22 protein-coding genes are annotated in these 21,485 nt (G+C 41.4%); all 22 read right to left on the bottom strand.

Translation table 11 applies throughout. From position 1 onward, the window contains the following. Positions 1-21: 21 nt before the first annotated feature. Positions 22-1,479, bottom strand: coding sequence for an aldehyde dehydrogenase family protein (locus CEQ83_RS11625; protein ID WP_155017257.1), 1,458 nt, complete (start codon positions 1,477-1,479; stop codon positions 22-24). Positions 1,480-1,507: 28 nt separating this feature from the next. Further along, positions 1,508-2,803: an aminotransferase class III-fold pyridoxal phosphate-dependent enzyme gene (locus CEQ83_RS11620; protein WP_155017256.1), complete on the bottom strand. Its 1,296-nt coding sequence runs from the start codon at positions 2,801-2,803 to the stop codon at positions 1,508-1,510. Next, on the bottom strand, positions 2,787-4,172 hold the full coding sequence (locus tag CEQ83_RS11615) for an aminotransferase family protein (protein ID WP_155017255.1): 1,386 nt from the start codon (positions 4,170-4,172) through the stop codon (positions 2,787-2,789). Before CEQ83_RS11615 ends, CEQ83_RS11620 begins: the two co-directional genes overlap by 17 nt. Continuing rightward, the gene (locus tag CEQ83_RS11610; protein WP_155017254.1) at positions 4,160-5,341 is read right to left on the bottom strand and encodes a thiolase family protein; all 1,182 of its coding nucleotides are present in this window, start codon (positions 5,339-5,341) and stop codon (positions 4,160-4,162) included. The genes CEQ83_RS11615 and CEQ83_RS11610 overlap by 13 nt, the downstream gene beginning before the upstream one ends. After that, positions 5,341-6,003, bottom strand: coding sequence for a 3-oxoacid CoA-transferase subunit B (locus CEQ83_RS11605; RefSeq protein ID WP_028413337.1), 663 nt, complete (start codon positions 6,001-6,003; stop codon positions 5,341-5,343). The genes CEQ83_RS11610 and CEQ83_RS11605 overlap by 1 nt, the downstream gene beginning before the upstream one ends. Before the next feature lies 1 nt (position 6,004). Further along, positions 6,005-6,661 (bottom strand): CoA transferase subunit A, encoded by a 657-nt coding sequence (locus CEQ83_RS11600; RefSeq protein WP_028413338.1) that lies wholly within the window; start codon positions 6,659-6,661, stop codon positions 6,005-6,007. A gap of 179 nt (positions 6,662-6,840) precedes the next feature. Next, positions 6,841-7,170 (bottom strand): DUF3870 domain-containing protein, encoded by a 330-nt coding sequence (locus tag CEQ83_RS11595; protein ID WP_013057066.1) that lies wholly within the window; start codon positions 7,168-7,170, stop codon positions 6,841-6,843. Between the two features lie 214 nt (positions 7,171-7,384). Beyond that, positions 7,385-7,633, bottom strand: a complete 249-nt coding sequence (locus CEQ83_RS11590; RefSeq protein WP_013057065.1) for a ferredoxin — start codon at positions 7,631-7,633, stop codon at positions 7,385-7,387. Between the two features lie 37 nt (positions 7,634-7,670). Next, entirely contained in the window at positions 7,671-8,555 is an 885-nt protein-coding gene (gene pdxS / locus CEQ83_RS11585) for a pyridoxal 5'-phosphate synthase lyase subunit PdxS (protein WP_028413339.1), read from the bottom strand. Between the two features lie 193 nt (positions 8,556-8,748). Beyond that, positions 8,749-9,732 carry a quinone oxidoreductase family protein gene (locus tag CEQ83_RS11580; RefSeq protein ID WP_028413340.1) on the bottom strand — a complete coding sequence of 328 codons (984 nt, stop codon included), beginning with the start codon at positions 9,730-9,732 and terminating at the stop codon, positions 8,749-8,751. A 16-nt stretch (positions 9,733-9,748) separates the two neighbouring features. After that, complete coding sequence (locus tag CEQ83_RS11575; RefSeq protein WP_028413341.1) at positions 9,749-10,522, bottom strand: enoyl-CoA hydratase/isomerase family protein; 774 nt, start codon at positions 10,520-10,522, stop codon at positions 9,749-9,751. Between the two features lie 29 nt (positions 10,523-10,551). Further along, positions 10,552-11,313: an SDR family NAD(P)-dependent oxidoreductase gene (locus tag CEQ83_RS11570; protein ID WP_048021471.1), complete on the bottom strand. Its 762-nt coding sequence runs from the start codon at positions 11,311-11,313 to the stop codon at positions 10,552-10,554. Between the two features lie 14 nt (positions 11,314-11,327). Further along, positions 11,328-13,106: an acyl-CoA dehydrogenase family protein gene (locus CEQ83_RS11565; protein WP_155017253.1), complete on the bottom strand. Its 1,779-nt coding sequence runs from the start codon at positions 13,104-13,106 to the stop codon at positions 11,328-11,330. Next, complete coding sequence (locus tag CEQ83_RS11560) at positions 13,094-13,837, bottom strand: 2-phosphosulfolactate phosphatase (RefSeq protein ID WP_098112606.1); 744 nt, start codon at positions 13,835-13,837, stop codon at positions 13,094-13,096. Before CEQ83_RS11560 ends, CEQ83_RS11565 begins: the two co-directional genes overlap by 13 nt. Then, positions 13,834-14,892, bottom strand: coding sequence for a phosphotransferase family protein (locus CEQ83_RS11555; RefSeq protein ID WP_098112605.1), 1,059 nt, complete (start codon positions 14,890-14,892; stop codon positions 13,834-13,836). Before CEQ83_RS11555 ends, CEQ83_RS11560 begins: the two co-directional genes overlap by 4 nt. A gap of 25 nt (positions 14,893-14,917) precedes the next feature. Next, the gene (locus CEQ83_RS11550) at positions 14,918-15,319 is read right to left on the bottom strand and encodes an acyl-CoA thioesterase (RefSeq protein WP_013057057.1); all 402 of its coding nucleotides are present in this window, start codon (positions 15,317-15,319) and stop codon (positions 14,918-14,920) included. A 14-nt stretch (positions 15,320-15,333) separates the two neighbouring features. After that, positions 15,334-16,116: an enoyl-CoA hydratase gene (locus CEQ83_RS11545; protein ID WP_155017252.1), complete on the bottom strand. Its 783-nt coding sequence runs from the start codon at positions 16,114-16,116 to the stop codon at positions 15,334-15,336. After that, positions 16,113-16,997 carry a 3-hydroxyacyl-CoA dehydrogenase family protein gene (locus CEQ83_RS11540; RefSeq protein WP_033578977.1) on the bottom strand — a complete coding sequence of 295 codons (885 nt, stop codon included), beginning with the start codon at positions 16,995-16,997 and terminating at the stop codon, positions 16,113-16,115. The genes CEQ83_RS11545 and CEQ83_RS11540 overlap by 4 nt, the downstream gene beginning before the upstream one ends. A gap of 80 nt (positions 16,998-17,077) precedes the next feature. Next, on the bottom strand, positions 17,078-17,644 hold the full coding sequence (locus CEQ83_RS11535; RefSeq protein WP_155017251.1) for a TetR/AcrR family transcriptional regulator: 567 nt from the start codon (positions 17,642-17,644) through the stop codon (positions 17,078-17,080). Between the two features lie 90 nt (positions 17,645-17,734). Beyond that, positions 17,735-19,351: a long-chain-fatty-acid--CoA ligase gene (locus CEQ83_RS11530; protein ID WP_155017250.1), complete on the bottom strand. Its 1,617-nt coding sequence runs from the start codon at positions 19,349-19,351 to the stop codon at positions 17,735-17,737. 19 nt (positions 19,352-19,370) lie between these two features. Then, complete coding sequence (locus CEQ83_RS11525; RefSeq protein ID WP_155017249.1) at positions 19,371-20,144, bottom strand: SDR family oxidoreductase; 774 nt, start codon at positions 20,142-20,144, stop codon at positions 19,371-19,373. Further along, a complete protein-coding gene (locus CEQ83_RS11520) occupies positions 20,122-21,366 on the bottom strand; it encodes an acyl-CoA dehydrogenase (protein WP_028413351.1) in 1,245 nt (414 codons plus the stop codon). The genes CEQ83_RS11525 and CEQ83_RS11520 overlap by 23 nt, the downstream gene beginning before the upstream one ends. Positions 21,367-21,485 lie beyond the last annotated feature (119 nt).

Here is a 21,485-nt window from a genome sequence, read left to right as displayed (position 1 = left end):
CCTTTTCGCTAAGGTGCGAGATTAATAGTTGGTGTAGACAGACTTCCATTCTGTCATCACATCAAATGCATGATGAGAAACTTCCCTGTGGCCGTTGCCAGACATTTTCATTCCACCGAATGCTACCCCCATTTCAGCATTAGATGTTCCGTTATTGATATAGACTAATCCGCTAACAGCGTCTTTGGCAGCTCGGCTGGCATAGTGCAAGCTGCTTGTATAAATAGAAGTGGAAAGTCCGTACACCGTTCCATTATTGACGCTCATTGCTTCTTCGTAGCCATCTACTTCAATAAAAGCAAGCACGGGACCAAAAATCTCTTCTTGAGCAATTGTGTGATTTGAATAGACGTTATCGATGATTGTAGGCATGTAATAACAAGTTCCTAACTCTGATAAAGCACGACCTCCGAGCGCAATATTCCCACCTTCTTCTACCGCTTTTTGTACGTAATCTTCTACTAAACGGCACTGCTGTTCATTAACAAGCGGTCCTATTGCAACCCCTTCATCAAGACCATTTCCAATCTTCATTTCTTCTGTAAGAGCTATTACTTTTTTCAACAGCTCTTCTTTTACTGAACGCTCCACGATGACTCTGCTAGCTGCGGTACAGCGCTGACCCGTTGTCGTGAATGCTGATTTAACGATTCCCTCTGCTGCTTTATCCAGATTGGCATCTTTTAATACGATAACCGCGTTTTTTCCTCCTAGCTCTAAAGAAATACGCTTTAAGGTTTTGCTGCTCATTTCTGCTAATTGCTGACCAACTTCCGTAGAACCTGTAAATGAGATGATTTTCACTTCAGAGTGCGTAGCAAGCTTTTGTCCAACGATTCTGCCCGATCCTGTAAGCAAGTTAATCGTTCCTTTTGGAAGCCCCGCAGCGTGCAATACTTCCATAAAAATCTTCGCTGAGAGCGCCACTTCTGAAGCCGGCTTCCAAACAACCGTGTTGCCAGCAATTAAAGCAGCAAACATTTTATAAGAAGCGAGAGAAACAGGAAAGTTCCAAGGTGTAATACATGCCACAACTCCAAGCGGTTCGCGCACCATTTTTATATCTCGGTCAGGAAAGCCAGCGGGCACTATTTCGCCAAACAAACGTCTTCCTTCTCCCGCCATATACTGAGCTGTTGCAATGACGACACCAACTTCCCCTATGGATTCTGATAGCGGTTTTCCCATTTCTTTTGTCATCACTTGAGCTAGCTCTTCTTTTCTGTCTTCAAAAAGCAAAGCTGCTTTTGTTAAAAATGCTGCACGTTCAGGAATAGATGTATTTTTCCAGTGGCTGTAGGCTTTACTAGCCGCGTTTACGGCAGCATCGACTTGACTAGCCGTAGCGGCTGCGCACATTCCGACGAGCTCTTGTGTTGCAGGGTTTATACTTTTAAAATAGGTTTGCTCCTCTTCACTTACCCACTCGCCGTTAATATATAAATCTCCTTGCAGCAGTTCGGTTTTAGTTTGACTCATATCGTTACCCTCCTTTTCATTTAAAAAGCTAGTTAATTGAAACTGCTTCTGTGATGACTTCTTCTAATAAAGACAGCCCTTGATTCAGCACGTCTTTATCAATATTCAGCGGCAGCATTAAGCGAATGGTTTGCCCTTTGACTCCACAGTTCATGATAAGCAGTCTTCTTTCCAGCGCTTTTGATTTAATGGCAGGAACATAAGCAGCTGCTGTTTCAACATGAAATTCAATGCCAATCATCATGCCAATTCCTCTAACCTCTTTAATAGCCGGTAAATGTCCGATAGAATGCTGAAGACGTTTCACAATATCGGCACCTACTTTTTTACTGCGCTCTACAAGCTTTTCTTCTTCAATGATTGAAATGTTAGCTAAAGCAGCTGCGCACGATACTGGATTTCCACCAAAAGTAGAACCATGTCCGGCTGTTGGCCATTTCTCATGCAGTTCTCGGCTTGCTACAATCGCTCCTAGTGGCATACCACCGGAAAGAGCTTTTGCTAAAACTAAAATATCTGGTGTGACTCCAGCATGTTCCGCGGCAAACATTTTTCCAGTGCGCCCGAATCCCGTTTGCACTTCATCAAAGATAAGCAGAATGCCATAATCATTCGCTATGTCTCTCAGTGCGCGTAAAAAGCTAGAAGGAGCAGGGTAATAGCCTCCTTCGCCCATGACTGGCTCAATAACAATCGCCGCTACGCGTGAAGGATCCACCCGCAGTTCAAACAGCTTTTGCAGTTGATTTAAGCAATATGCTTCCGCTTCTTCCTCGTCAATATTAGGAAGCTGACTTGGATACGGATAAGGCGCGTGATACACTTCTCCCAAAATCGGCTCGTAGTAGCTTCGGTACTTGGAGCTTGAAGCCGTAATAGCTGTAGCTCCGAGTGTACGGCCATGAAAAGAACCTTCAAAAGCGATAATCCCTGGTCTGCCAGTGGCCGCTTTTGCTAACTTAAGCGCTCCATCAATAGCTTCTGCGCCTGAGTTTGAAAAGAAAACCGTATCTAAGTTTCCTGGCGTAATTTGCGCAAGTTTTTCTGCCAAATTCACAGCTGTTTCGTAGTATCCGTAATTTAAACCGAGGTGAAGCAGCTGATCTGCTTGTTTTTTAATTGCTTCTACCATCTTTTCATGTGTATGACCTACTGCATTGACAGCTACTCCTGATACAAAATCAATATATTCCGTGCCATCAGCTGTCCAAAATTTCGCACCGTGCGCTTTTTCAATAACAAGCTCTGTTACTCTTGTCATCACGGGTGATAAATGTTTTTTGCCTTTGATTTGAAGCTCTTCTGTTTTATTTTGCACTTTCATATGACTCATCCTTTCTTATGTGCTGATGAAAAATAGAAAACGCATGATCTAGCAATCTCACTATTTCATCAACTTCTGATTTCGTTATATTTAAAGGAGGACTAATAATGATATGTTCTCCTTTATGTCCATCTATAGATCCGGACCCTGGATAAAATACGCCTCCAAGCTCCATACAAATTTCATTGAGCTTTTCGCTGGCTGCTTCACCTGGCTCGAAAAATATCTGTTGATTGGCGTCTTTCATTAGTTCTAATCCAATTAAAAGTCCGCGGCCGCGAATATCTGAAATATACGGATGCTTGCGCTGCAGCGCTACTAAACATTCCATTAAATACGCACCTTGAGTTTCTACATTTTGAAGGATATTTACTTCTTCATACATGTCCAAAGCAGCAAGTCCTGCCGCTATCGAAACAGGATGTCCACTGTACGTATAGCCGTGAAGGAATTTTCCGCCGCTATTTTCTAACAGTCCTTGAATCAGACGGTCATGGACAACCATTCCTCCTAAAGGAGCGTACCCTGCTGAAACTCCTTTACCAAACGTTAGAATATCCGGTTCGATTCCGAATTGTTCCACTGCAAAATCAGTTCCCGTTCTCCCAAAGCCTGTCATCACTTCATCAACAATCAAAAGAATGTCATAACGGCTGCAGAGCTCACGTACTTTTTTGAAATAGTCAAGCGGAGGTACAACAGCTCCTTGCTGACTTCCTACGATGGGCTCTGCGATAAAAGCTGAAATATTTTCTGGACCAAGCTCTAAAATGGTGCGTTCAATATCGGTGATGCAGCTCCAGTTTTGATTTGCCACGCAGTCTTCTTGATTGCGATTATACGGACAGCGATGACAATACGGCGAATAGACGTGCGCAAAATGTAAAAGATTAGGTGTATAAGGATATCGTCTTTTTACGTCTCCTCCAGCTGATAGTGCCCCTATCGTGTTTCCATGGTAAGACTGCCACCTTCCGATTACGATGTGTTTTTGCATCTTTCCGGCATCTCTGTGATATTGCCTTGCTAATTTTATTGCACTTTCATTGGCTTCTGATCCTCCTGATGTAAAATAGACTTTGTTTAAATGGAGTGGAGCCATTTTACCGATTTTTCCTGCAAGTTTATGCAAAACATCTGTTTCAAAACGTAATGTATGAACAAACGCCGCTTTTTTAGCCTGATCAGCCATCGCCTCGGCTATTTTTACAATGCCGTGCCCTAAGTTTGCCGCTACGGCCCCGGAGCAGCCGTCTAAATACTTTTTTCCTTGTTCATCTATTAAGTAGCTTCCTTGACCGTGCGTAATCATAGGGTACTTTTTTGTTAAATCTCTATGAAAAACATAATCTCTTTTTATTTCGTCCATCTTTCCACCACCATCGCCATTCCTAACCCTCCTGCAACGCAAATAGTAGCAAGGCCGTATCGTCTTTTTTGCTTGTGGAGCTCATGACACAGAGTTGTGATGATTCTTGCCCCGGAGCAGCCTAAAGGATGTCCAAGCGCAATTGCTCCTCCGTTTACATTCACTTTCTCTGATGTGATGTCCCATTCTCTTAAGCAAGCAATACTTTGGGCGGCAAATGCTTCGTTTAATTCAATTAAGTCCATATCATTTAAGCTTAAACCGGCTTTAGTTAAAGCAATTTGCGAAGCAGAAACGGGGCCAATTCCCATTTCCTTTGGAGAGACGCCGGCTGCGGCAAACGACACAATCTTTGCCATAGGTGTTAATCCGAGATGCTCAGCTTTTTCTTCCGACATCATCAGCAGCATCGAAGCGCCATCGTTTCTTCCGGATGAATTTCCGGCTGTCACCGTTCCATTTCTTTGAAAAACGGGCTTAAGCGTACCAAGCTTTTCTTTGCTAGTAAGACGAGGAAATTCATCTGTTGCAAAATGCCTCATTCCTTCTTTTACAGGAACCGGTATAATTTCTTCTTCGAACAAATCAAGTTCTATAGCCCGCCTAGCTTTTTCCTGACTATAAAAAGCAAACTCGTCCTGCTCCGTACGGCTAATGCTATACTTTTCAGCAAGCCACTCCGCCGTCTGTCCCATTGTAAACGTTCCGTATAGCGTTTCAGGCTGTGATTTTGGCTGACTTTCTGTATTAGAGTCATAGAGTGTTAAATCACCAACGTGAAAACCAAAACGAGTGCCTACCGTATAGTGCGGTGCTTGAGACATGCTTTCCGCTCCTCCGGCTAATACCACTTCGGCTTGACCTGATAAAATGGACATAGCTCCATTCATTACAGCCTGCATGCCTGAACCGCACTGGCGGTGCACGGTATAAGCTGGAATACGTTCAGAGAATTGAGCTCTCAGCCCGGCTACTCTCGCTATATTAGGAGCATGAGCGCTTTGTTTCGTCTGTCCGACAATGATTTCATCAACAATCTCTGAAGTATATCCCGCTGAAGACAAATTGTTTTTCATCACAAGAGAGACTAGTTCTTCTGGAAGCGTATCTGCAAGCGAACCGCCAAACTTTCCAATAGGGGTTCGAAATGCATTTACAATCACTGCCATTATGCCGTCACCTCATTGTTTTTATTAAATAATTTAGAAACATGAAAAGAAGCCTCTGTTTTTTGTTTTACTTCCTCTAAAGAAACACCCGGAGCTGTTTCAAGAAGTTCAAGACCAAGATGGGTTACCGAAAAGACAGCTAATTCCGTAATAATCATATCGACTCGTCGCTCTGAAGTAAGCGGATAGGTTAAATTCCTAACTAGCTTTGACTCTCCTTGACTATTCGTATGAAGAGTCGTCACAATCACTTTTTTCGATCCTTCTAATAAATCCATTGCTCCTCCTACGCCAAGAACACTTTTCCCAGGGACAGCCCAGTTCGCAATTCGCCCTGCTTCATCTACTTGAAGCACTCCAAGAATGGATACATTCACATGACCTCCGCGTATCATCGCAAAAGAATCAGCGCTGTTAAAAAATGAGGCACCTTCCAAGACCGTGACGGGAAGCTTCCCAGCATTCACAAGCTCTGGATCTATATAGGTTTCTTCAGGAGTAGGGCCAACGCCGAGAATTCCGTTTTCTGAATGTAAAAACACGTGAACATCGGGTGAAATATAATTAGCAACCAAAGTAGGAATCCCTATCCCTAAGTTCACTACATCTCCTTGACAAAGCTCTTTTGCAGCGCGCCCAGCAATATATTGTTTGACGTTCATCTTATTTTTCTCCTTTCACTACGATATAAGTAACGTATAAATGAGGAGTGATAATTTCTTCAGGAGAAATTTGTCCAACTTCAACCACTTCTTCTACTTCAGCAATCACGATATCAGCGGCCGTTGCCATCATTGGATTAAAGTTTCTTGCTGATTTGCTGTAAATAAGATTTCCGAGTCGGTCTGCTTTTTTAGCTTTTATAAGCGCTACATCTGCGTGCAGCGATTCTTGCAAAACATATTTCTTTCCTTTTAATACTCGTTCTTCTTTTCCTTCAGCGAGCTGAGTCCCTACGCTCACAGGCGTGTAAAATCCTCCAATGCCCGCACCTCCTGCTCTAATAGCCTCGGACATTGTTCCTTGCGGGATAAGCTCCACTTGAAGTTCTTGTTGTTGATAGGCATGCACAACTTCAGGATTGGAAGTGAAATACGAACCTATAGCTTTTTTTACTTGTTTTCTTTGAACCAATATACCCAATCCTTTTCCAGGTTCACCGAGGTTATTACTAATAATCTCTAAATCTTTAAGGTTTGATTTGGCAATCGCCTCAATTAGACTAAGCGGGCTTCCTACAAGACCAAATCCACCTACCATAATGCGTGCGCCATCAGTTATTTTTCCTACTGCTTCTTCGCGCGTGATGATTTTGTTCATTTTGTTTCCTCCTTTTCTTTTTATATTTCACAGCGCTTTACACGAAAAAAACCAAGCAGGACACAATGACTCCCCAAAGAAACAGGAACGTCCCCCATTCTTTGTAAAGCGTGTGTGTCTGCTTGGTTTTAATAAGACCATGAAAAGAGGTTGTCTTCTCACTTTATTCTAACCAAACGCTATGTAATTTTTTGATTCACATTATCCCAGTAACGTTGGATTGCAGCCTGAAGCGCTACGATAATCGCCTGTTGAGATGGAGCAAAATAATAATTTTGAATACGTTCAATAAGAGGTTCAATTCCATCTGCAAGGCAGTAACCAATAAGCAGCTTCCGGAAAAAATTTTGCGTCAGCTCCGTAATAAACGTAAACTCAGCATTTACAATTTTATGCTCTGTCAGATCCACTTCTAGTACAATTCCCGCATGCTTATACATTTCATACATGGAAGTTCCCTGTGGAGCTTTTGCATATCCTGTCACAATGACTGTATTCAGTATTTGCATGCCCCTTAATCTCCTTTTAAAAACTATTTAATTACTCCGCACATTTACACTAATAATTCTGAAAGGTCAAATGAGACTAACTCATATGCTTTTAGTTATGTAAGTGCTTTCATTTTTAAAAAGATATGTTCTTACACAACTAACATTTCGCCTTTTCTAGACAAAATCCTTCTTTTCTTTTAAAAAAACTTTCTATTTTTTTATTTATTCGGCTTTATTGAAATTTATTCGAATCTCCATCAAACTTTTCATCTGCTATACGGATGGACTCTGTTGGACAGCCTTCAAACGCATCTATTAAATCGTCTTCTAACTCTTGGGGCACTTCAACAGTGCCTTGATTATCATCAAGGATAACGAACGCAATTCCTTCATCATCATAATCATAAATATCAGGTGCCGCAGCTCCGCATGCGCCGCACGCAATACACGTTTCTTTATCGACTATTGTATATTTCCCCATGATCATTCTCCTAACTAAGTTTAAAAGTTATTACTTATTACCAGCCGCGTTCTTGCATACGATTTTCTGGTAATAATGATGAAATTTCAATTCCTTTCATTGCACTTCCTAGCCCTTTTGACAAGCTTGCAATGAGTTCATAATCTTGATAATGCGTTGTTGCCTCAACGATTGCTCGAGCAAATTTTTCAGGGTTGTCGGATTTAAAGATTCCTGAACCAACGAACACACCGTCTGCTCCAAGCTGCATCATTAACGCTGCGTCCGCGGGTGTTGCTACGCCGCCTGCTGCAAAGTTTACAACCGGTAAGCGGCCTTCACGTTTAATTTGCAGTAATAGCTCATAAGGGGCACCTAATAGTTTGGCTTCTGTCATTAACTCGTCTTCATCCATGCCTACCACTTTACGTACTTGAGCGTTGACTTGGCGCATATGACGCACTGCTTCCACGATATTTCCTGTTCCTGGTTCGCCTTTTGTACGAAGCATCGAAGCACCTTCACCAATTCGTCTTGCTGCTTCCCCTAAATCACGGCATCCGCATACAAATGGAACCGTAAATGTACTTTTGTTAAGGTGATATTCCTCATCAGCTGGAGTAAGCACTTCACTTTCATCAATGTAGTCTACACCCATCGCTTCTAGCACGCGTGCTTCAACAATATGGCCGATTCGGGCTTTTGCCATAACTGGAATGGATACAGCGTTCATCACTTCTTCAACAATTGTTGGGTCTGCCATACGAGACACGCCGCCTGCTGCACGAATATCAGCTGGAACACGCTCTAACGCCATAACAGCAACAGCGCCTGCTACCTCTGCAATTTTTGCCTGTTCTGCATTGATCACGTCCATGATAACGCCGCCTTTTTGCATTTCTGCCATTCCCCGCTTCACGCGGTCCGTTCCATTTCTCACCATATTCAATTCCTCCTTTATATGTTCAAACACTTATTATGCAACTTCCATGCCAGTGTTAAAATATAGAAGAAATTAGTAAAAAGTACTGATTTTTATGCCAAATTATTAAGCGGTTTTTAAAAATTTGGCAGGCGAAAGCCAATTTTTTAAACTAAAACAGCTTCCATCCCTATTAGAGACGGAAGCTGTTTTGTTAAGGAACTAACACTAATTTTCCGGTCGTTTTTCTTCCTTGAAGCAGACGATGTACATCTGCTGCTTCTTCAAGTGAAAATGTACCGCCCAGCATTAATTTTAACTGACCGGAATTCACGTAGTTTAATAGCTCATGCAGGCTTTGCTGATAAAGTGCTGGTTTTGCCATCATTTGAGGTAAGAAAAAGCCGAGAACCGACTGATTTTTTTCCATCAGGCGAGCAGGGTTAAACTTTACAGATTTTCCGCTAGCCATTCCGTAAAAAACGAGGCGTCCAAATGGTGCAAGACATTGAAGAGATTCATAGAATATATGCCCTCCTACCATTTCTAAAATAATATCGGCTCCTTTTCCTTCTGTTACTTCTAAAATCCGTTTTTCCCAGCCTGTTTCTGTATAGTTAATCACTTCGTCGGCTCCAAGATTTTTTGCAAGCTCAAGCTTTTCTTTAGAGCTCGCTGTAGCAATAACTTTTCCAGCTCCAAAAATTTTCGCAAGCTGAACAGCTAAGGTTCCGACGCCGCCTGCTGCTGCATGAACGATGACGATTTCTCCTTTTTCAAGGCGACCCATTGTTTTTAAAATATGATAAGCCGTTAGTCCTTGAAGAGGCAAAGCAACGGCCTGTGTTAAATCCACATTCTCCGGCAACGGAATAAGGCCTCTTGAATCTGCCAGCGTGTACTCAGCGTATCCTGTTGCTCGATTAGATCCCAGCAGTGTCACGACTTTTGTACCTACTTTTATCCCTTGTACATCCTCGCCTACTTCAACCACTTCGCCTGCTACTTCAGAGCCTGGAATAAAAGGCAGCGGCGTTTCGACTACATATGCTCCTTCGCGCCGCGCAGCGTCGGCATAATTAACGCCAATTGCCGCAACTTTAATGAGCACATCTTTCTTTTTAGGTACAGGGCGTGCAATATCGATAACTTGCAGAACATCAGGCCCTCCATACTGCGTGAATTGAATAGCTTTCATCTTTTATATCCCCCTCTTATTTCCCTTGAAATAGTGGCTTTCTTTTTTCTTTAAATGCAGATATTCCTTCTTGATGATCCCTCGTTTCTACCATAAGAACTTGCGTTAGCCTTTCTTGTTCAAGCACTTGTTCTAGCGTTAAATGGAATGAATCGTTGACGATTTTTTTCATTTTTCCGTACGCTTTCGTTGGCCCTTGTGATAAACGGCTTGCAAAAGACGTAACCTCATCTTTCAACTGATCTAACGGCACTACACGGTTCAAAAAACCGGCTTTGTAAGCCGTATCGGCATCCAGAGGCTCTGCTAAAAATAGCAGTTCTTTAGCTTTGTGGGGGCCAACGACCTTTGTGAGAAAGTAAAGACCTCCTCCATCTGAAATCAATCCCACTTGAGAAAAGCTTAATACAAATCGGCTTTCTTGTGATGCGATGATAAAGTCAGAAGCGAGAGCTAAATTAAAAGCAGCTCCTGCTGCAAACCCATGAACTGCTGAAATAATTGGCTTCTCTAGATTTTGCATCGCTAAAATACATTCATTTAAACGGCCGATATGTTCATAAACATCAGCTCCCGATGCTTGGCCCATCGTTTTCACATCGCCTCCGGCAGAAAACGAGCGCCCCGCTCCATTTAATATAACCACTTTAATAGACTCATCGCTTTGTGCCTGTTTTATTTCAGCTGTTAACTTTTCAATCATTTCCTCACTGAATGCATTTAAACGATCCGGTCGATTTAACGTTAAAGATAAAATAGTCCCCTGCTTTTCTACTACTAAATCACTCATAATTTCGACTTCCTCCTCTTTGCTTTGTATTAAACGATAAGCCACCCGCCGTCTACTAATAAATCACTTCCCGTCATATACGATGCCTCTTTAGACGCTACAAAAGCAATAACATTTGCAATTTCATCTGGTTTACCTACACGTTTTAAAGCCGTATTTTTTTCGATTGCCTTAGTGAAGCGCTCATTTTCAAGTCCAGGCTGTGTTAAAGGTGTTTCTACGAATCCAGGAGACACAGAGTTTACTCTGATTCCGTGAGGTGCTAATTCAAATGCCATTGCTTTTGTAAAGTTGATTAAAGCAGCTTTAGCAGCGCTATAGTGGGGAATTTGCGCACCTGCTTTATGTCCTGAAAGAGAAGCGATGTTAACAATAGAGCGATTTTCTGCTATTTCTTCAGTTAAAAAAGGAATCAAATGTTTTGTTACAAGAAATACGCTTGTTAAATTGACGTCCTGCACCTGTTTCCACTGTTCAAGCGTTGTTTCTTTGATTGTGGAATTAACAGATCCGCCTGCGTTATTAATTAATAAATGAATTTGTCCGTACTTTTCTTTTATAAACTCAGCAAGCTCTTTGACGTCTTCTTCTTTCGTTACGTCAGCTGGGAAAATATCTGTACATTTTCGTTCACACCGTGTGTCAATAGCGGATGCAGCCTGTATTAGTTTTTCTTTCGTTCGCCCCACAAGAATGACGCGAGCGCCTTCTTTCGCCATTCTTTGAGCGGTCGCTTCTCCAATGCCGCTTCCAGCTCCTGTAATAACAGCTATTTGCCCTTCAAAACGCATCATAATATCCCTCCTTATACAACATATCGTTCGCTGTCGATAAATTCACGGGCGATGTCTCGATTGCGCATGAACTCTCCTTCACTTTGCAAATCATTCATCCATTTTCCAAGAATTGTGCGGTACTGTCGGTGTTTTTCACCCGTTAACATCCCGTTTATTAATTGTCGAGCCTGCTTTTCAATTTCAAAGAGCGTTTCACTAACAACTGTTGCTGTGAGTTTGCTTTTTAACGTTTCTTTTTCTTCTCCATTTCTGGTTACAGCTTTTTCCACGCGCAGCACAGATGACTCCATAGCGAATAGCCCAATAGCAATTTCTGCTAATTTCATCAGCGTTTCTTGTTCTTGCGCTAGATTTGTCTGAAACGTTTGGAATGCTGTTCCTAGCAATGCAAGAAATAAATGCCTTGTTGTAATAACAGCCTGCTTTTCTCGTGCTAGAAGTTCATTTGAAGATATTTCCCACTGACCGCTCATCAATTCACTAACGGCATGTTCTACTCGTTTGTTCAGCTCTATTTCTCCTTTGCCTGCTTTTTTTAGAAGCTGAGTTGGAAGCAAAAGGCGGTTGATTTCATTTGTACCTTCAAAAATACGATTGATGCGTGAGTCACGGTATACTTGTTCGATTTTATATTCTTGAATAAATCCTGCTCCGCCATGAAGCTGCAGCGATTCATCGGCAATTAAATCAAGAGTTTCCGATCCATACACTTTACACACTGAACATTCCATTGCAAATTCAGCCAGCTGTTTAGCTACTAACTTATGATTTTCACTTTCATATAGTCCACCAAGCGCCTCTTCTAGTAAACCAGCTGTACGGTACTGGATAGATTCAGATGCAAAAATACGAGCCGCCATTTTTGCTATTTTTTCTTTTGAAGCGTTAAATTCCGCAATAGCTGTTTTAAACTGCTTGCGTTCTTTTGTATAACCTAAAGCAAGTTCAAACGCATATTTCGCTGCGCCCATACATGCAGAACCTAAGTTAAAACGTCCAAGGTTTAAGACGTTCAGCGCAATCAAGTGACCTCTTCCTACTTGTCCAAGTACGTTTTCTACGGGTACTAAACAATCTTCATAAATAACCGGGCGAGTAGACGACCCTTTAATCCCCATTTTCTTTTCTTCTGGCCCGAGAGACAGTCCTTCAAAATCTTTTTCTACAATAAAAGCGGTAAAATGTTCTCCGTCTACTTTTGCATATGTGATGAACGTATCTGAAAAGGCAGCATTGGTAATGTACTGCTTCGTTCCATTTAATACATAATGCGTTTTTTCAGGATTTAATACGGCTTTTGTTTGGGCTGCAAGAGCATCAGAACCAGCTTCTGGCTCTGTCAAACAGTAGGCGCCAATATATTCACCGCTTGCCAATTTGGGCAAGTATTTTTCTTTTTGCTTTTTGGTACCAAAATACGTAATAGGAAGTGTCGCAATGCATGTATGATTAGAATGAGCGACTCCATATCCGCTTGTCCGGCCGATGATTTCACTGACGAGTCCTTTGCTTACTTTATCAAGACCTAGTCCTCCATATGCTTCTGGAATACTGTGAGCAAGAAGTCCAAGCTCGCCTGCTTTATGCATCAATTCTACTACTTTATTAAAATCCTGCTGCTCAATGTCACTGTGGTAAGGGTCGACTTCTTTTTCAATAAACTGCTTTGCTGTCTGAGCGATCATACGATGCTCATCCGTTAAGTCTTCAGATGTATAGACGTGCTGCGCAGATGTTTTTTTAAGTAAAAATGATCCGCCTTTTGCTTCGGTTTTCATTTCAGACATATCATTTCCTCCCCGTTTACTAGCTTTTTCTTCACTACCTTAGGAACTACAGAGTAGACGTTTTTCCGGCTTACAAAGCCAATTTCGTCTAGAAAGCCATACTGAGTGAGCATTTCTCCTACGGCTGAGTGTTTCAATATTTCAAGAGATGAATGCTCATAAGCCTTATACAAAAGCAGTGCGGCTTTTGCAGCATCCGTTAAATAAAATGTTTTTAGTTGCAGAAGACAGCTTATAAAGTACCCCGCTCCATATAAATCTTCTAGACAGAAGCGATCGGATGAACCTGAACAAACCAATAAAACAGTTTCATCTTGACTTGGTTGACAAACAGCACTGGCAACCGCTTCTCCGTTTAACAGTGAAGCTGCATAGACATGTTTTGCTTTTTCAGCGTTATGAATGGCCACCGTTCCATTAGTGGTGGACAAAATAACCGTTTTATCTTGAACATGCTGCTTTATCGTGCTGGGGCTTGGATCAAAAAAGCCTTCAATCGTTTTCCCTCTATATTCGCCTACAAGCGCAATTTCATCAGGCTTATACGTTTTTGCTTTATTGCGCGCTTCTTCTTCGTTTTTTACGGGAATAACCTCTATTGCTCCTTGTTGTAAAGCAGCCGCAATTGTTGAAGTAGCCAATAAGATGTCAAATATAACGACCGTTTTTCCTTCTAGCTTTTTGGCAAGAAGCTCTTCTTTTTTGAGTATTACGTGAACTTTTCTTTTCATATATGCCTGCGTTCTGTATGCAGAGCATGAATAATCAGCGTTTTTACATACTCTCCAAATTGTGAAAACCGTTTGTCATTTGTTTGGCCTTTTTTATAACGGTAATAAATTTGCTGACAAATGACAGCAAGTTTGAAGTACGCAAACTTCAGGTAAAAGTCAATGTGTGACACATCTCGTCCGCTTTTTTTAGCATACGCTTCCACAAAATCTCGACGGGAATAAAAGCTTTTTTGCACAGTAACAGGTGGGTTCCCCAATCCTCTTTTTAAAAGTTCAGGGTCGCTGTCTTCCATCCAATAGCTCATCGCCACTCCCAAATCAGCAAGCGGGTCTCCAACGGTTGTCATTTCCCAGTCAAATAATCCTACAATTTTATTTCCATCCGGTGAAAATAACGTATTGTTAAGCTTATAATCATAGTGAATAATGGTTGGATGCTGTGAAGTGGGGATGTGTGTGGTCAACCATTTCTTTAGTGCTTCTACTTCCGGTATGTCACTTGTTTTTGATTTTTCATAACGATGAATCCAGCCGTGTACTTGACGTTCTAAAAAACCTTCAGGCTTGCTGATTTCTTCAAGGAGCGTGCCTTTATAAGGAACATCATGAAGCTGAACAAGGACATCCACCATTTGTTCTGAAATACGACGGCAAAGTTGGCTCGTTTCTTTCACTTCTTTTGGAAACGCTGTGTCGATGAGAACACCGTGCTTTCGCTCCATTAAAAAAAAGGATTTTCCGACCACCGTCTCATCTTCACAAAACACATACGGCCTAGGAGCGAGAGGGAACGACTTCGATAAAACAGATAAAATCTTGTATTCTCTTTCCATGTCATGCGCTTTTGGCGCAACTGGCCCAAATGGCGGGCGTCTCAACACCGCCTCCCACTCTCCGACTGAAAGAGCGTAGGTTAAATTGGACGCACCTGATCCAAATTGCTTGATTACAAGAGGCTCTTTAGGTAAATCAAGAATCGAAACACGGAGAAACTGATGCAGTTTTTCCGTGTTTAATTCCTCTCCTTTTCGTACGGGAATGATTTGTGACATTCTTTTACCACCTGCTTTTTTATAGTTAAACAGCTACTTTATAATTCATCAAAAACTGCTTAATATCCGCTGGAATAGAAACGCTTTTTTGTGCATCAAAATCAAAGTACACGATGACAGCTTCTCCTTTGGCAATCAGCGATCCCGTCTTGCTGTCGGTAATTTCATGACCAATTGTAAAGCTTTTATTGCCGACATTAGATACAAAGGTTTTAATCATTAACACTTGATTAAAATATCCTTGCGCAACAAAATCACATTTAGTAGACGCTAAAATATACTCCCACTTTTCTGTATGCATGGATGCTCCCATTTCTTCAAAAAAAGCAATGCGTGCCTCTTCTAAATAAATGAAATAGCTCGTATTGTTAATGTGACCGAGTGCGTCTGTTTCGCAAAAACGCACTTTGACCTGTGTTTCATACATGGTTTTCTCCTCCTTTACTTATGTGAAAAAACAGCGGGACGCTTTTCAAAAAATGCTGATACTCCTTCTTTAATATCTTCTGTTTGAAAGACTTCTTCAAACAGCTCTGCCTCAAGTTCAAGACCTTCAGATAGTGTACGATTCATTCCTTCGTTTACCGCTGCCTTAATTCGAGAAAGTGACGGAAGAGAGTGACGGTTAAATTTCTTAGCCAGCTCTTTTGCTTTTTCGAGCCCTTTTCCTTTAGGCGTTACATGATTGGCAAAGCCTGCATGAAGTGCTTCTTCCGCCGAAACAGGACTGCCGGCAAACATCCATTCTTTAGCTTTAGATGCGCCGATTACGCGCGGAAGACGCTGAGTTCCGCCGCCTCCGGGAAACAATCCGAGCTTCACTTCCGGAAGACCGATTTGAGCATGTTCTTCGGCAATGCGTATATCAGCGGTTAGTGAAAGTTCGCACCCTCCCCCAAACGTTAAACCGTTTAACACGACAATTGTTGGTTTTTCAATGTTTTCAAGTTTTTGCAAAACACGATGGGTTTTCATAAACTCTTCTTTAATACCGCTTTGTCCCATTAGCTGTGGAAATTCTTTAATATCAGCTCCAGCCATAAACGCCCGGTCGCCCGCTCCCGTTAAAATGATTGTAATGACATCAGGATCTTTACTAAGCTCTTCATACGTTTCTTCAAGCTGCTGCACAACAGCCTGGCTCATTACATTTAAAGGCGGATTATCAATGGTTACAATAGCTGTTTTCTCTTCTTTTTCAATACGTACAAATTTTTTCATCATTGCTTCACTCCCTGTGTGTGGTATGTGTAAAAACCTTTTCCTGTTTTGCGTCCAAGCTCGCCTTTTTGAACTTTTTCTTCTATGCACGCAGCTGGCTTGTCCTCAGGGTCCCCTGTTTCGCTATAGCGCTGCTGCATCACAAAATATCCGACGTCAATTCCTGAGAGATCCATCAATTCAAAAGGACCGATCGGGTGATTGAGCGCTTTTTTGCAAATCGTATCAATGTCTTCAAAATCTGCGTATCCATTTTCGTAAAGGAAAACGGCTTCTTTTTGCAGCGCTCCTAAAATTCGATTGGCAATAAAACCTGAGATTTCTTTTTTCAGAAGGACTGCTGTGCGATTAATTTGCTTGCAAACTTCCATTGTCGTTTGAGCTGTTTGTTCACTTGTCTTTTCACTCATCACAACTTCTACGCAGTCCATTACAAGAGGAGGAAAAAAGAAATGCATGTTAACGATTTGCTCTGGACGGTTTGTTGCACTTGCAATAAGCGAGTTAACAATTGTTGAACTATTCGATGCTAAAATGGCGTGACTTGGTGCGTACTCATCTATTTCTTTAAAGACGCTTTGTTTTACATCTAACTTTTCTACAACAGCTTCAATCACAAAATCAGCACTTGAAACCGCTTCCTTTAATGTGCTTGTAAAAGACAACCTTTGAAATGCGGCTTCTTTAGCATCAGAGGAAATTTTGCCTTTGTGAACCCACTTGTCTATAATTGCTTCCAGCTTATTTTTTGCCTCTATGAGTGATTGTTCATTCATATCTTGAATAATTGTTTCATATCCTCCAAGTGCACAAAGCATACCAATTTGATGTCCCATTTGTCCTGCGCCAATGACAGCAATACGCTGTATATCTTTACTATTCATGTTATAGCCTCCTTTTAATATAAAAGGAGAGAAAGAGCTTATACTTTCCCACCTTTTACGAGCACTGTCCAGCCTAGCAGCTACTGTGACTGAATACCTTTCATTAACATCTTATAAAAAATAGCCGCAACTTCTCGATCTGACTTTTCACCATCCGGCTGAAACCAAAAATAGCTCCAATTTGTCATTCCTAATATGCCTAGCGTCACGATATCTGAAGGCAAATCTGAACGGAACTGCCCTGCTTCCATTCCTTTTTCAATAATTTCCTGTACGTTTTCTTTAAAACGATCGCGCTTTGGAATGATTTGTTCTAAGTGTTCTTCACTCAAATGACGCATCTCTCGAAAAAACACTTTAGCTCGAAGACCTTCTTTCTCAATATCATGAACAAGTTTAAAAATAATGCTGTGCAGCTTTTCAGGATAAGATATTGTCTTATCTGCAAGAATCGTCTCTTGGTTTTCTATTAATCTTTCAATATATTGAAGGTGAATATCCATTAAAAGCTCTTGCTTGCTTTTAAAATAATAATAAAACGTTCCTTTTGTGACGTTTAATTCATTTACAATATCTTGAATAGACGTTTCTTTGAAACCTTTTTGAGCAAAAAGCTGAATGCTTCGTTCCATCATCAAATCTTTCATCGTCAAACCCTCTCTGTCTTTTCTCATTTTCACAAATTATACCATGGCTTAGAGGGAGCTTTTGAAAAAGTTTGTTTATGTTCAGCTTCTTTACATCGTTTCTTTCACCACTTCTTCTCGCAGTGCTCTTCGTAAAATTTTCCCTACATTGGTCTTAGGAAGCTCAGCGCGAAACTCAAAGATTCGCGGAATTTTGTAAGCTGCAAGATGATGTCGACAATAAGAAGTAAGCTCTTCTTCAGAAAGAGATTTTCCTTCTTTCACTACTAAAATCGCTTTAATTGTTTCTCCTCTGTAAGGATGCGGAACGCCAATGACAACGGCTTCTTTAATGTGGCTGTGCTCATATAAAACTTCTTCAATATCTCGAGGATACACATTAAAACCACTCGCAATAATCATATCTTTTTTGCGATCAACAATGGATAAATACCCATCTTCGTCTATCTGTCCAATATCTCCTGTGTACAGCCAGCCGTTTCTAAGCGCGTGAGCTGTTTCTTCAGGCTGATTCCAATAGCCCTTCATAACTTGAGGGCCTTTAATCACTATTTCTCCGAGCTCTCCTCTTGGCAGTTCTTTTGTTCCTGTAGCCACGTCTACAATTTTATAAGCAGTTTGCGGAACGCCAAGTCCGACTGTGCCTGGCTTTCGTTCACAAAACGGCAGGTTGCAATGCGTCACGGGGGACGCTTCTGATAAGCCGTACCCTTCTAACACTTTAGCACCCGTTTTTCGTTCGAACTCTTTCATCAGCTCAACAGGCATTGGCGCACTGCCGCTGTTGCAGATGCGAATACTTTCGATATTGTATTCTTCTGCCCGCGGATGATTGGTAATCGCGACATACATAGTTGGCACTCCAGGAAAAATACTAGGCTGCTCTTTTTTGATTGTATTTAGTACTTCTTCTAAATCAAAACGCGGCAATAGCAATATTTCATTTCCGCAAAGAATTGATAAATGCATACAGGAAGTCATGCCAAATACGTGAAACAATGGAATAACGGTTAAGCATTTTTCTTTTCCTAATTCAATATCATGCTTAAATATTTCGTATGATTGAACTGCGTTTGTGTAAATGTTTGTATGTGTAAGCATCGCACCTTTAGATGGTCCGGTCGTTCCTCCCGTATACTGAAGAACAGCAATATCGTGTGCTGGATGGATGACCGGCTGATGAAATTCATGCTTAATGGTTAGAAAATCTAAGAAGGAAAGGTCTGGTGATGTAGGAACAAAAGGTTTTTGCAAGCTGACGGTTATCGCTTCTTCTATCTCAACACGATTCCTTATCTCTTGAAGTCTCGTATAAAAATCATCGAGTAGAATTATTTTTTTTGCGCCGGAATCGTGTAAAATATGCTTTAGTTCTTGTTCGACAAGCATGGGGTTGACCTGAGTGACAATGCCGCCCGCTGCTATAATGCCAAAATAGCTTATTATATATTGCGGACAATTTGGCAGCATAATTGCTACACGATCTCCTTTTTTAATCCCTTTTTTCTGCAGTGCTCCTGCAAATACGCGAACTGAGTGGTACAGCTCCTGGTACGTTAACGTATGCTGATACATGCGCGTGGCTGTGTGAGCAGGATAACGTTCGGCTGTTTCTTTCAGCATATCAAATAGTGAAATATCTTCGATGTGAATGTCATGAGTGTAGGCTTCTGGATAAGGTGTAAACCATTTTTTAACGTCTTCCATTGAGTAACTCCTTTCTTATTCACATAGCATGAACTCCACCGTCTACTGTCAGAATATCGCCCGTAATATAATTAGACGCTGCAGAAGCAAGAAAAACAGCCGCTCCTTTTAAATCAGCTTCGGAGCCAAAGCGTTTTAAAGGGGTTTGACTTAGAAAATAATCTTTTCCTTGTTCCATAATCGCACCTGACATTTTAGTAGGAAAAAATCCCGGCGCAATTGCATTAACTTGAATATTATGCTGTCCCCATTTGACAGCTAAATCTTTCGTGAACGTAATGACCGCTCCTTTACTCGTGTTGTACCCGATTGTATCCATATACTGAGGGTCCGTTCCTCCAAGACCCGCAATTGAAGCAATGTTAATAATCTTACCAGCTTTTTGTTTAATCATTTCTTTTCCAGCTTCTTGTGACATTAAAAACGTGCCCGTCACATTAATATTCATCACTTTTTGCCATGCTTCAAGAGGCATTTCTTCAGCCGAAGCTCCCCACGTAGCTCCGCTGTTGTTAATTAAGATATCGATGCGTCCAAATGTTTCAATCGTTTGATCCACGACATTTTTAATATCTTCAGGCTGACTGATGTCACATGCTAAAGCGAGGGTTTTTACGCCCACGGTGGCCAATCGATCAGCCACTTGCTGACATGCTTCTTTTTTTCTTGAGCATAGAACAATATTTGCCCCTGCCTCTGCAAGCCCTTCTGCCATTTGCTCTCCTAATCCTCTGCCTCCTCCGGTAATAATAGCTGTTTTTCCAGTTAAATCAAACAGATCCTTTATGTGCATAGGTTGCCTCCTGTTCTTGATAGGATTTTAGCTCAAGTCTTGCAAGCTGTGCTTTGTGCACTTCGTCTGGACCATCAGCGAGGCGAAGAGTGCGGGCATTTGCCCAAAGTGCCGCAAGCGGCGTGTCTTCTGAAACACCTGCTGCTCCAAATGCTTGAATGGCACGATCAATGACTTTTAAAGCCATAGCAGGAGCTATTACTTTAATCATGGCAATTTCTTTCCGCGCTTTTTTATTTCCAACTGTGTCCATCATATAAGCAGCTTTTAATGTTAATAAGCGAGCTTGCTCAATTTCAATACGCGATTCTGCCACCCATTCTTGAATAACCCCTTGCTGAGAAAGCAACTTATTAAATGTAGAACGACTTTGAATACGCTTACATAATTCTTCGAGCGCTCTTTCAGCTGCTCCTATTAGACGCATGCAGTGATGAATACGTCCAGGCCCTAATCTACCTTGAGCAATAGCAAACCCTTTTCCTTCGCCTAAAAGCATATTGGATGCTGGCACACGCACATTGTCATAATGAATTTCAGCATGTCCATGAGGAGCGTGATCGTATCCAAAGACTGGCAGCATTCGTTCAATTTTAACTCCCGGAGTATTTAATGGAACTAGAATCATAGACTGCTGTTCATATTTAGATGCGTTAAAATCGCTTTTTCCCATGACAATAGCAATTTTGCAGCGAGGATCTCCCGCACCTGAAGACCACCATTTTCTTCCGTTGATTACATATTCATCGCCTTCTCTTACAATACTGCACTGAATGTTTGTGGCATCAGAAGAACCTATATCCGGTTCTGTCATAGAAAAGCAGGAGCGAATGTCTCCATTTAACAGAGGCTTTAGCCATTTTTCTTTCTGTTCAGGCGTTCCGTATCGAACCAGCACTTCCATATTGCCAGTGTCAGGAGCTCCGCAGTTAAAAGCTTCTGGTCCAATAATAGAACGGCCCATAATTTCGCAAAGAGGAGCGTATTCTACATTTGTTAGACCTGCTCCGTATTCGCTTTCTGGCAAAAATAAGTTCCATAGCCCAGCTCGCTTTGCTTTTTCTTTTAACTCTTCCATGATTGGAGGAACAGCTGACCATCTAGATGGCTGTTCATTCAGCTGTTGTTCGTATAGCTGTTCATTTGGATAAATATGCTCTTCCATAAAAGAGCTCAATTCTTTTTGCAGCTTCACTACTTTGTCAGAGTAAGAAAAATACACGGTAGTCCCTCGCTTTCATTTACTTACTAACCGGTTGGTATGTTACATATTCATCATAAATGAAGGGAAATAATTCAGCAAGATATTTTTAGAAAAATTCTAAATATTATATTATTTAT

Source organism: Priestia megaterium, from assembly GCF_009497655.1.
Taxonomy (GTDB): domain Bacteria; phylum Bacillota; class Bacilli; order Bacillales; family Bacillaceae_H; genus Priestia; species Priestia zanthoxyli.
Note: the sequence above shows the minus strand (reverse complement) of the source record. Positions and strands in the feature narration are given on the sequence as shown.